Origin of the sequence: Chloroflexus sp., assembly GCF_049970315.1 — a bacterium.
Classification (GTDB): domain Bacteria; phylum Chloroflexota; class Chloroflexia; order Chloroflexales; family Chloroflexaceae; genus Chloroflexus.
The window spans coordinates 29277-41703 of sequence record NZ_JBMFNE010000004.1; the positions used below are offsets into that span (position 1 = coordinate 29277).

9 protein-coding genes are annotated in these 12427 nt (G+C 53.7%); 2 read left to right on the plus strand and 7 right to left on the minus strand.

Features of this window, described 5'->3' with window-relative positions; all coding sequences use genetic code 11:
* Window positions 1-163: 163 nt before the first annotated feature.
* The 7 genes from ACP5OT_RS03950 to ACP5OT_RS03980 all read right to left on the minus strand — a co-directional run bounded on the left by ACP5OT_RS03950 (window position 164) and on the right by ACP5OT_RS03980 (window position 10218).
* Complete coding sequence (locus ACP5OT_RS03950; RefSeq protein WP_424674933.1) at window positions 164-367, minus strand: DUF951 domain-containing protein; 204 nt, start codon at window positions 365-367, stop codon at window positions 164-166.
* Window positions 339-1565 (minus strand): nucleoside triphosphate pyrophosphohydrolase, encoded by a 1227-nt coding sequence (gene mazG / locus ACP5OT_RS03955; protein WP_424674932.1) that lies wholly within the window; start codon window positions 1563-1565, stop codon window positions 339-341. Before mazG ends, ACP5OT_RS03950 begins: the two co-directional genes overlap by 29 nt.
* Window positions 1562-2470: a peptidylprolyl isomerase gene (locus ACP5OT_RS03960; protein WP_424674931.1), complete on the minus strand. Its 909-nt coding sequence runs from the start codon at window positions 2468-2470 to the stop codon at window positions 1562-1564. The genes mazG and ACP5OT_RS03960 overlap by 4 nt, the downstream gene beginning before the upstream one ends.
* A gap of 26 nt (window positions 2471-2496) precedes the next feature.
* Window positions 2497-4320, minus strand: a complete 1824-nt coding sequence (lepA, locus tag ACP5OT_RS03965; RefSeq protein ID WP_428112388.1) for an elongation factor 4 — start codon at window positions 4318-4320, stop codon at window positions 2497-2499.
* Window positions 4321-4467: 147 nt separating this feature from the next.
* Window positions 4468-5406 (minus strand): diguanylate cyclase, encoded by a 939-nt coding sequence (locus tag ACP5OT_RS03970; protein WP_428131395.1) that lies wholly within the window; start codon window positions 5404-5406, stop codon window positions 4468-4470.
* Between the two features lie 123 nt (window positions 5407-5529).
* Entirely contained in the window at window positions 5530-8391 is a 2862-nt protein-coding gene (locus ACP5OT_RS03975; protein WP_428131397.1) for a PAS domain S-box protein, read from the minus strand.
* 597 nt (window positions 8392-8988) lie between these two features.
* Window positions 8989-10218, minus strand: a complete 1230-nt coding sequence (locus tag ACP5OT_RS03980) for an MFS transporter (RefSeq protein WP_428131399.1) — start codon at window positions 10216-10218, stop codon at window positions 8989-8991.
* A gap of 194 nt (window positions 10219-10412) precedes the next feature.
* On the opposite strand from ACP5OT_RS03980, the gene ACP5OT_RS03985 reads away from it, so the two are divergent.
* Complete coding sequence (locus tag ACP5OT_RS03985) at window positions 10413-11993, plus strand: acyl-CoA carboxylase subunit beta (RefSeq protein ID WP_428131401.1); 1581 nt, start codon at window positions 10413-10415, stop codon at window positions 11991-11993.
* Window positions 11994-12017: 24 nt separating this feature from the next.
* Window positions 12018-12377: an OadG family protein gene (locus tag ACP5OT_RS03990; RefSeq protein ID WP_424674924.1), complete on the plus strand. Its 360-nt coding sequence runs from the start codon at window positions 12018-12020 to the stop codon at window positions 12375-12377.
* The last annotated feature ends 50 nt before the right edge of the window (window positions 12378-12427 follow it).

The window sequence follows — 12427 nt, forward strand, 5'->3', positions numbered from 1 at the left end:
ATCGAGGGATTGGGTATGGAAATAACCGATGTTGAACCATGCGACCTTGCATACTATGAAGCTGACTAGTTCTATCAATGAGCAGGAAGGAAGTACTAATGGAATGTTGAGCGGCTATGATACTATCATAAGGACAATCTCTCTCGTCCCGCCAAAGGTGTCGTTATTCATCAACACCACGTGCTACAAAGCGTTTGATTCGCCGTTCGAGTTCGGCTCGCGGCAACAATACTCGCCGTCCGCATGTCTCGCAGCGCAGGCCGATGTCGGCTCCTAGCCGCACAATTCGCCACGTATCACCACCGCAAGCATGCGGTTTGCGTAACTGGACAATATCGTTACGATACAGCGGAATTGGTGGTGCCATCGGTGGGTTCGTTACTCATCATCTTTGCTGCCGTCCACCATGCGATCAGTTCATCGAGTGTGCAATCACGTAGGTTGCGGCCAGAACGCGCAGCCATCTGTTCAACCTGCTGAAACCGTTGTTTAAACCGCAAGTTTGCTTCGCGCAGGGCCGCTTCTGCATCGAGTTGGAGCCAATGGGCCAGTATGGTCAGCGCGAACAGCAGATCGCCGAGTTCCCTCTGCTGGGCCGCACTATCATCAGTTTCGCGTAACTCGGCTAGTTCTTCGACAATTTTGGCCCAGACTTGCTCAACCGTTGTCCACGTAAACCCAGCTCGGATTGCCTTACGCGCCAGCGTCTGTGCAGTGGCCAGTGCTGGTAATGCTGACGGAATACCATCGAGGACACTGCTATGTACTTGGCCTTTAGCAGCCAATTCTTGAGCCTTTAACGCATCCCAGTTCTGTAGAACTTCACCGGTATCGGTCACACCGGTTGTGCCGAAGACGTGCGGGTGGCGAAAGATCAGTTTATCGGTGACGTGCTGAACAACTGCTTCTAGGGTAAAATGGCCAGCTTGTCGGGCCATTTCACTATGTACGAATACCTGCATCAGTACATCACCAAGCTCTTCGCAGAGATGACGCATGTCGCCGCTGTCGATGGCTTCTAGCGCTTCATATACCTCTTCGAGGAGAGCGCTTCGTAGGCTCTGATGGGTCTGACGTACATCCCATGGGCACCCGTCCGGGCCGAGTAGACGACCGATCACCCACCGCAATCGGTCAATGCTTCGTCGGTCTTCGGCGAGGGACAATGCCGGAACGACCATCCCAAACGCTTCAGTCGGTGGTAATACTGCCGTGGCGAGTTCGGCTACGGTCAACGGTATTGTATTCCCCTCTGGCGCGGTCAACACGACCAACCGATGATTGGTCGGGTAACGTTCAGCCAAAAGGGTAGCCAGTGCGGTCAGATTGCGAGTGGCCGGTTCACCCCAGATCAGAGCCGGGATATGTGTTGCCAGGGGGTATGGCAAGTGTACCGGTTGATAGCTGCCCAAACCTTGCTGTTCTACCCATGGTAACACCTTGGTTGCTGTTGGCCGGGGTGGTGGTTGAAGCAACCACTCAACTGACCACACCTGTAATGCCGCTGGGTCGATCAGGCCCTGACTTACCGCAAGGTTAAGGACAGTATGTAGTGTGGTACTCATGGTGTCTCAGGGAACGGGATCGGTAAGGCGTTTGGATCAAAGCCATCGGCGATCTGTAGTTCCCCACTCAATTCAAACTCACGGCGCAACTCCTCGTACCACGGTACAAAGGTTTCCTGATAAAATTGGCCGGCATTCTGACGAACCCGCAATTGTTCAAACGTATCGAAGGGACGTTGGAGTTCGCGGTCCAATACCTCGACGACATGAAAACCGAAATCGGTCTGCACGATCTGTGGTGTATTGAGTGGTAGTGTAAAGATAGCTTCTTCAAACGCCGGTACAAAATCACCCCGCGTGGCCCAACCCAAATCACCACCGTTCGTTGCCGATGCTGTGTCGCGCGAACGAGTTGCCGCGAGTGTAGCAAAATCGGCGCCACTTTGCAGTTCGGCAAGGATCGCCTGCGCTGCAGCTTCATCATTGACCAGAATATGGCGCGCATGGGCCATATCGGCGCGGGTATTGCGAGCAATGATTTCCAACACGATCTGCTCACGGGCTAACACACTGCGTTGATCGAGCACTTCTGCCGGCGTGGCATTGTTCGCTATCCGATTAAATACCACCGCATCAAGAGCCACCGGATCAACACCAATCCCATGCTGGCGGGCGTAGTACAGCAGCAGCTCATTCTGGATCATCTGCTCAAAGATCTGTCGGCGCAGATCGTTCTCGACCACAATTTGCTCGATCTGCTCACGGGTCTGGCCGGAGGCCAATGCATTGGCTATTCCATCACCGATGGCACGTTTTATTTCATTATTGACATCGGCAACCGTATAAACCTGCGTTCCCAAACGAAACGCTACCGGCGAATCGGTCTCAATCCATTGACGGCCATTCACCACGCTCTGGCAACCGGCCAGGAGGAACAGGGTGAGTAGCCAGATCAAGTGACGCATACTGCCTCTCTCCACATTCCAATACGCTATCGTTCACGCTCATTCCCCGACTCGTTGAGCGATAGAATTGCCATAAATGCTTCTTGCGGAATCTCGACGCTACCGACCATCTTCATGCGCTTCTTACCCTCTTTCTGTTTTTCGAGCAGTTTACGCTTACGGGTTACGTCGCCGCCGTAGCACTTCGCCAACACATCTTTCCGCAACGCTCGAATCGTTTCGCGAGCAATGATTTTCGAGCCGATGGCTGCCTGAATCGGTACTTCAAACATTTGGCGTGGGATCAGTTGGCGTAGTCGTTCAACCAGGTCCCGCCCACGCTGGTAAGCAAAATCACGATGGACGATCAGCGACAACGCATCAACCGGCTGACCGTTGACCAAAATATCGAGCTTGACCAGATCGGCCGCTTGATAACCCGCCAGATGATAGTCGAGCGAGGCATAGCCCTGTGTGCGACTCTTGAGCTGATCGTAAAAATCGATCACAATTTCGGCCAACGGCATCCGATACTTCAGTAGCACGCGCGTCGGGTCGAGATAATCCATACTGACAAAGACACCACGCCGGTTCGTCACCAAATCCATAATAGTGCCGATATAGCGTACCGGCGTAATAACACTAATCTCGACCACCGGCTCTTCGATGGCTTCGATCCGTGACAGATCTGGCATTTCGGATGGGTTAGCGACCGTCACGATCTCACCATCTGACAGCAATACCTGATACTCCACCGAGGGTGCAGTGATCAACAGATCGAGTTTGTATTCGCGTTCAAGCCGTTCGCGTACAATCTCCATGTGGAGTAGTCCGAGGAAGCCACAGCGAAAACCAAACCCAAGTGCAGCCGAGCTTTCGGGTTGGAATGAAAGCGCAGCGTCGTTCAGCTTGAGCCGTTCGAGTGCCTCGCGCAGTTCGGGGTAAGCGTTCGAGTCGATCGGGTAGAGACCAGCGAAGACCATCGGTTTGGCCGGGCGATAGCCGGGTAGCGGTTCACCGGCTGGGGTGTCGGCCAGGGTAATGGTATCGCCAACCTGACAATCGGCGACACTCTTAAGACCGGTTGCGATATAACCCACCTCACCGGCAACCAGCTCGTTCAGGGGGGTCATCGCCGGGCGAAAGATGCCGAGTTCGAGCGTTTCGGCTTGGGCGCCGGTGCCCATAAACTGCACCCGATCGCGGGCAGTAAAGACACCATCAACCACCCGCACATAGGCGATCACTCCTTTGTACGGGTCATAATGCGAGTCGAAGATCAATGCACGTGCCGGTTGCTGGCGCTGGCCGCGCGGCGGCGGGATACGCTTGACAATCGCTTCGAGAATCTCCGGCACACCAATGCCCTCTTTGGCCGAGGCAAAGATGGCCTCTTCAGCAGGAATACCGATCACCGACTCGATCTCCTGCGCGACCTCTTCGGGGTGTGCGCCGGGCAGATCGATCTTGTTGATAACAGGAATGATCACCAGATCGTTTTCAAGCGCCAAATAGGTATTCGCCAGCGTTTGCGCCTCGATACCTTGCGAAGCATCGACAACCAAGAGCGCACCTTCACAGGCAGCCAGCGATCGGTTGACCTCATAGCTAAAATCGACATGGCCGGGAGTGTCGATTAGGTTAAGTTGGTAGAGCTGACCATCGGCCGCACGGTACTCCATCCGCACCGGTTTGAGCTTGATGGTAATGCCTTTTTCCCGCTCCAGATCAAGCGAATCGAGGAGTTGTTCACGCTGCTCGCGCTCAGTAATTGTGCGCGTCGCTTCGAGCAGCCGATCACTCAATGTCGTTTTTCCGTGATCGACGTGAGCAATAATGCTGAAATTGCGGATGTGTAGTTGATCTGACATGTATGATTCAGTCGGTGACAAGACCTTGTATTTGCTGTTGTCTCTGAAAGGAAGTATACCATAGCCCCAGTGGCGCCGGTATCGTTCGCCGTCGATCAACCGGGCTTTGGCTTTCACCGCTTCTACCGTTATATCTTCGATCTTACCTTACACACCCACAACGCAGTTACGCCCTTGCCGTTTGGCCGCGTAGAGGGCTTGATCGGCGCGGTCGATGATCCGTTCGATTATTGTATCGGCCGGTTGGCGCTCGGCCACGCCTAGACTGATCGTAGCTGTGATGGTGCCCTTCTCGGTATGTATCTCTAACGCGGCGACAGCGGCTCGTAGGCGCTCGGCGAGGTGTAGTCCAGACTCCATCCTCGTATTCGGTAACAGCAGGATAAACTCTTCACCGCCAAAACGACCGATACAGTCAGTAGTGCGAATCTGACGGGCAGCCGTTTGGGCAATGGTCCGCAGTACTTGATCGCCGATCAGGTGACCGTATTGGTCATTGATGTGTTTGAAGTGGTCGACATCGAACATGCAGATCGCCAGTGGTTGATCGTAACGGGTGGCAATCGCAAACTGGTGGGTTGCCAGCTCGTAAAAATGGCTACGATTGTAGACACCGGTCAACCAGTCAATTCGAGCGAGTTCCGCTTCACGTGCAAGTGCTCGTTGCAGTTCGCGGTTTGCCATCTCAAGTGCAATCCGGGCTTGGGCCAAGGCCAGATGGGTGCGCACACGCGCCAATACCTCGGCCGGTTGGAATGGTTTCGTAATGTAATCGACACCTCCACACTCAAAGGCGCGCACTTTGTCTTCAGTATCGTCGAGCGCACTGATGAAGATGATCGGTATATGGTTGGTTTCCGGATCGGCTTTTAAGTTTTGACATACTGTATAACCATCCATATCGGGCATGCGGATGTCAAGTAATATCAAATCAGGGTGAATTGTACGAACTGCCGTTATTGCTTGTCGGCCTTGGGTAACCGGGCGAACATCATATGATTGACCACTCAGTAGTTGGGTCAAGAGGAGGAGATTTGCCGGAGTATCGTCGACGATCAGGATGGTAGGTGTTCGATTATCTGGCATGAAGGTAACGTCTCAACTATACCTGTACATTCTATTCTAATGTCAGCTGCCATACGTGCTGAGCGCGCACGACACCAACACGTCTCAACTATACCTGTACATTCTATTCTAATGTCAGTCCTACTATCCAATAGGATTCACAGCTTGTGATGTCGTCACATTATCAATCCATGCTAATACTGACTGATAATCAAATGTTTCAATCCATTGTCGCAAAAGGGTAGCGTCGGCGGGTCGTTCGCGTTCAATGCACTGGACCAATTCTTGCAAGCGGCGAAAGTTGGCCTCTTGGGCCGCCTGTTGCAATGCTTTACACCATTCAGGATGATAGCCGTTATCGGTCACTATTGTGGTTGGTAATTGGTTAGAGATCGGTACGGCGTATTCGAACTCCACGTGTAGGAGTTGTTCAATCGTGTGCACAACGTCATCTTCGCGAAACGGTTTCGCGATAAAGTGGTCGCATCCGGCATCAGCAACGAGTTTCGCTGTATCCTCGAGTACATGGGCCGATAACGCCACGATAAAGGGACGCATCATACCCGGTTCGTGCGCGCACATTTCTCGAATCCGCCGGGTGACCGTAAAGCCATCAAGTTTCGGCATGCGGATATCGATCCAGATTATATGCGGTTGCCACGAGCGCCAAATCTCGATTGCCGCTTGACCATCGGCAACCGATTGGACGGCAAAACCGAGCCGGTGCAGGAGCGCGACGAGGAACAACGCATTCGTTGGTTGATCATCGGCGATCAACATGCGATACACCGGTTGGCCGTCGCGTAGGCGGATTACACGTCGCTGTTCTGGTTCAATGGGTGAGGTTGGCAGTGTTGTGATCGCTGTGTTTAATGGAATTGCTAGGGTAAAGCGGGTACCACAACCTCTTCCCTCGCTAAACACACTCAGATCACCGCCGATCAGTCGGGCGAGTTCGTAACTAATACTTAGACCAAGGCCGACGCCAACGTTTGTGTTAGATTCCCCCGTTTGCTGACCTTGGAAAAAGGGCTGGAAGAGCTTTTGCTGATCCAACGGTGGAATGCCGATCCCGGTATCTTCCACGGTAAAGAGTAAGCGTTGCTCCTCACAGATAACGTGCAAATGAACGGATCCGGCATCGGTAAACTTGATCGCGTTGTTCAGTAGGTTGATTAGAATCTGACGTAATTTTGCCTCATCGCTGATGATGAGCGTTGGTACATTACTGGCACATGTCACGTTTAAGTGTAATTGCTTGGCTTCGGCGCGGTTGCGAAAGAGAAGTTGGATATCTTCAATGAGTTGTCGCACATTCAGCGGTGCCGCATTGTAGGTGTAGCGTCCGGCTTCAATCTTAGCCAAGTCGAGGACTTCATTAATCAGGCGTAGTAAGTGCTCACCACTGCGATTGATAATCGCTAGATACTCATGTTGGGTGGTTGTTAAGTTGTTGTCGTTTGCCAGCAACTGGGCGAACCCTAATACGGCGTGCAATGGGGTTCGTAATTCGTGGCTAACATTCGCCAAAAAGGCGCTCTTGGCCCGATTGGCGGCTTCAGCCTGCTGGCGGGCGATTCGTAATGCTACTTCGGCTTGCTTGCGTGCAGTAATATCACGGGCCACACCGAGAACCATCAACCGCTGCTCTTCATCACGGACGAACGAGGTAATAATTTCGGCCTGCACCACATGGCCGTCGCGGTGGATCAGGTCAATCTCCGCAACCCACGGTGGAGCGGTTGTCAGATCACCTTCCCAATGATTGAGCATGTACTGTAAGGCCAAATGTATGTGCTTGGCTGACTCGGTCGTTAAGAAATCGGTGAACGACATCTCTTGAGCTTCTGCTGCCGAGTAGCCGATCAGTTTATGAATTGATGGGCTGAAGAACGTAAAGCGCATCGCTAACGGATCGAACAACCAAATGACATCGGTGGTGTTTTCGGCAATGAGCCGGTAACGGGCCTCACTACGCTGTAATGTTGCTTCGATCTGTTTGCGTTCGGTGATGTCGTGAACGATGCTAATCGCGTGCGGTACGCCTTGGATGAGTAATTTTTGAGAGGAGAGCAAACAGGTGCGCAACTCGCCGGTACGTCGGCGAAATTGGAACTCCATACTTCGGCATGCGCCGTCACGTTGGATTATTTCGGCCCACCGCCGCCGATCTTCTCGCGAATACCAAATGTTTAGCGTGAGTGCATCCTTACCGATGACTTCTTCAGCGGTGTAGCCGCTAATGACTGTAAACCCATGATTCACCTTGACAAAAACCCCATCGCTCAGACGTGACAACAGGACTGCATCGGGCTGTGCGTTGAAGATCTGTTCGAGTTGGTCGAGGGTCTCGCGTTGTTCAACGGCTAGGGTTTGATTGACCAATAAAATCAAGCCAAACGTCCACAAGGTGGTGGTGGCAATTGATACCAGATACGTTGCAGTCTGCCAAGCCGGTGAAATAAAGAGCCAATTCGGTTCACTAACAACCGCCAGCCCGCGCAGCACGAAAAAGATGGCGTTGACCCCAAAGACGGTGGCGAGGAACACAATGATGGTTCGCAAGTCAGGTCTTGGGGCTTGTAGCAAGCGAATAGCGATCAAGAGCGAACTAAGTGCAAGGAAGGTTGAGAAGAGGACGCGGCGCAGAGGTGGCGTATCATCGGTAAAGGCAAGGATCAGATTGGCGACAAAAAAGAGCACACCGATCATCAGTAAGTGGTACGGACGACCAGGTTCGCCGAAAAAGCGCTTGATGCCGTGATACAGCAAGAGCATGCAGGCGCCTACCATGCCATTACTGACCGCATTGATTACCAACGGTACATCGGCTACATCGCGGAAGCTGGTTATGGTTAGCCCGATGGCTAACAGACTCATCGCGGCTGCCCAGCATCTCAGACCGGGTCGTCCGCGGTTGGCAATAGCTAACCCGATCAGGGCAGATGCCTGTAGAAAGTTGGCGAGGTTAAGGGCAATCGAGAGGGTTAACAGGTCAACGACCATAGGACGCTCCGGGATCGAACATGCATGCAAATATTGTAACGGCTGGCGGCAAACTCTAGTTACTCTTTTTTGTGGTCACCTCGACTCCGAGCGAATATGATGTATCTTTCTGCCGAGTCGGGTTACGGTGTGGTATGTGTGGTATGTGATGACAATACTGCTATAACGGTAAGCACACCGTGTGTCATCGATTCGCAAGCGACTCAATCGGTGAACTTAGGATGAGGGTGAGAAGCGATCCGTTTTAGCTCACCTGCTCAGTCTGCTCATCCTCCAGTGCGAACGACCTGGCGGCTTGTCGCTCCTGTACGTGCTCATTACCTAATCAACAGAAATAGGCTGTGCGTCCCGATACACCCTGCGAATCAGATACGGCGCGCTCCATTGCGTGCTCATTACCTATCAACAGAAATAGGCTGTTCGTCCCAATCGTCAAACACCCGTATCAACGATACTGTGCCCAACGGTATTGTGCCTTGACGTGATACAGTTCCGTCCGCGCCGTGCCTGGTGATGGTATCCATCACCTCCGCCCGCCTGCCAGTCGTGCTGCGGAGCAAATGCCAGAACTGGCGCTAGCGGTTCTGGCAGTATCCATCACCTCCGCCCGCCTGCCAGTCGTGCTGCAGCCGGTGAACGTCGGAGCGTCATCATCGCCCACATCCCAATCACCGGCCCAATCGCCAAGATGGAAAACGCCCAGTGCCACCCTACCAGCGCCACCAGTGGTGGGATCAGCCAAATGGTAATCAGGGTGAGCAAAAAGCCTAAACTCGTCTGGAGGGCTAATGCAGTGCCGATGAGACCTGGCGGAGCAAGTTCACTGATGGCAGTTGAAAATTGAGCCGAGTCGGCGATGATGGTCAGGCCCCACAAAAGTGCTATCCCGGTCGTCAGCCACGGGTTACCACCGAACGTCATTCCGATCACGAGCGCGCATCCACTACTAATGGCCATAGACGCAATCGTAATGGTTGTGCGTCCCAGCCAATCAGCGAGTGCACCGGCGACGATACAGCCAATTCCACCAATACCAATTGCAGCGAAGGCAACCAAGCCGGCCCAATACGCTGCTATCCCGCGTGCTTCAAAACTAGCCAGTAAAAAGAGTGGTAACCATGTCCATGCGGCGTACAGTTCCCACATATGACCGAGGTAGCCGAGATTAGCCAAAAGAATCGGTCGTTCACGCAAGATAGCAGTTACGTGCCGCCAATGAAAGCGCGGTGCAGCGGTTTGTAGTGGGCCTTCACGTATCGCAACGGCCACGATAGCGCCGCCCACCGCTGCTATCCCGCCGGCCAAAAGCAGTGTACGTTGCCAGTCGCCAATCCCTCCTATCACGTTGAGTAAGTGTGGCGAGGCCGAACCTAACGTCAATGCTCCAACCAACATGCCGATTGCTAATCCCCGCTCACGGTTCGTCCACGTTGCCATTATCTTCATCCCCACAGGGTAAACACCGGCCAGTGCCATACCGGTGAGCACACGCAAGATCACTGCCGGTGCTGGTCCATTGGCAACGAGTCCGATCAGAATAGTACACAGCGCCGCTGCCCACGCCGAGCCGGCAAAGAGTCGGTGACTCGGCCAGCGGTCGGCTAACCCCAACACGGCTGAAACAAAGGCGCCACACGCAAAACCCAGTTGTACGGACATTGTGAGCCACGCTCGGCTTGTGTCGTCCAATCCCCATTCGGTAGTTAGGGCCGGCACTACTGCCGAAGCGGAAAACCACGTGCTTTTCACAAACAGGACGGCTAATGCGAGTATCGTGATCACCGGCCATGGTCGGGAGAGGAAGGAGGCGTTGGTGATGGTTGTCATTTGTTTACCTTTTCCTTAAAAGCGCAATCTGCGGTTGCCAAACAACGACTCTATCTTACCACTCGCAACTATTGCGCGTGCTATACTGGCTGCGAGCATCATCGACCTAATCCTACCATCATCCCTGCTACCAACGCTTTCACGTAGCAATGTGAACGCGTATGTCCATTCATCCACCAAGGAGGCATGTCGTTATGACCCAGCACGAACAGACGGCAGAACATACACCTATGACGATGCACGCCCGGCTCGCAGCCCTACGTCAATATCGCCACCGGCTTGAGCAGGGCGGTGGGCCTGAACGGATTGCTCGCCAGCATCAAGCCGGCAAATTGACTGCCCGCGAACGATTGCACATACTGATCGATCACGATACGTTTCAGGAGCTCTACCTCTTTGCCCGCCATCGCTGTACTGCCTTCGGCATGGCAGATAAAGAGATGCCCGGCGAGGGGGTGATTACCGGCTGTGGTAGTGTCGATGGCCGGCAAGTGTTTGTCGCCGCCCAAGATTTTACCGTCGCCGGTGGCTCGGTAGGTGAGATGCACGCCGATAAGATTTGTCAAACCATGGATCTTGCCCTTAAATGTGGTTCACCGTTTATCACCATTAACGATAGCGGTGGAGCGCGGATACAAGAGGGTATCGATGCACTGAGCGGCTATGGGCGCATCTTCTACCGCAATGTGCTGCTGTCTGGTGTCGTACCTCAGATCGCGATTATCGCCGGTCCTTGCGCCGGCGGTGCCGCTTACTCGCCGGCACTGATGGATTTCATCATTATGGTGCGTGGGAGCGAGATGTTTATCACCGGCCCCGAAGTGCTCAAGCAAGTTACCGGTGAGTATGTGACCGGTGAGGAGTTGGGTGGACCGGACGCCCAAGTTCGCAGCGGTGTCGCACACTTTATCGCCGAGAATGATTACGAGGCGATTGCTATCTGTAAGCGGTTGCTGAGCTTTTTGCCGTCAAATAATCTCGAAGATCCGCCTGATCGGGGTAATGGCGAGTTACGAATCTTTTCCGATCCGGTGCTTGATACGATCATCCCGGACGACCCACGTGAACCGTATGATGTGATCCCCATTATCAAGCGACTGGTCGACGATGGCGATTTTATGGAAGTGCAGCGTGGATTCGCCGACAACGCTGTGATCGGCTTTGCCCGCATCGATGGCAGTACGGTGGGAATTGTCGCTAACCAGCCGATGGTGATGGCCGGCGTGCTCGATATCGATGCCTCTGACAAAATTGCTCGCTTCGTGCGTTTCTGCAATGCGTTCAACATACCACTGATTACCTTCGTCGATGTTCCCGGTTTCTTGCCCGGTGTTGCTCAAGAACGTGGTGGCATTATTCGCCACGGTGCCAAGATGTTGTTTGCCTATTCGGCAGCAACAACACCCAAGATTACGGTGATTTTGCGTAAAGCTTACGGTGGCGCGTATCTGGCGATGTGTGGCAAAGACCTCGGAGCAGACCGCGTCGCGGCTTGGCCGAGTAGTGAGATTGCAGTGATGGGGCCGGAAGGCGCGGTCAATATTATCTATCGTGAACAGATTAAGCAGGCAGAAGACCCGGCAGCCGCCCATGCTGAGTTTGTTCGTCTCTATCGTGCCGAGTTCGCTTCACCTTACGTTGGTGCGGCACGTAACTTGATCGACAGTATTATCGCACCGAGTGAAACCCGTCGCTATCTGAGTCTTGCGTTGGCTTCGCTCCGCACCAAACGTGAATTTCGTCCCCAGAAGAAGCATGGCTTGGTGCCGTTGTGATAGTTGCTATGGGAGTGAGATCGTATGATTGACCTGACGGCCGACCCACTCATTGTCGGTGTGCAGATCGCTCTGACGGGGATAGGTGTTGTTTTCGTCGTACTGACGATTGTCGCATTTGCGCTGAGTGCTTTGCGCGCTAGCCAGCATCTGTTCCGCCGCCGGTCCGAGGTATTGCAGCCGGTTGTTTCCTCACCATCACCTACGCCTACACCTGCCGACCGGCTCGATCCCCAATTGGTGGCCGTCTTGGCGGCAGCAGCCTTTGCTACACTCGGTCAGCCGGTGCGGATAGTGCGGGTGCGTTATTATCGCCAAACGTTGGGGATGTGGGCACGTTTAGGCCGGGTAAGTGTGATGGCTGCTCGTCAACTGCGTCGTTAGGTTCGATTGAAGTGGCTACCGCTCGACGCGCGCTGACCGCTATCAGATAC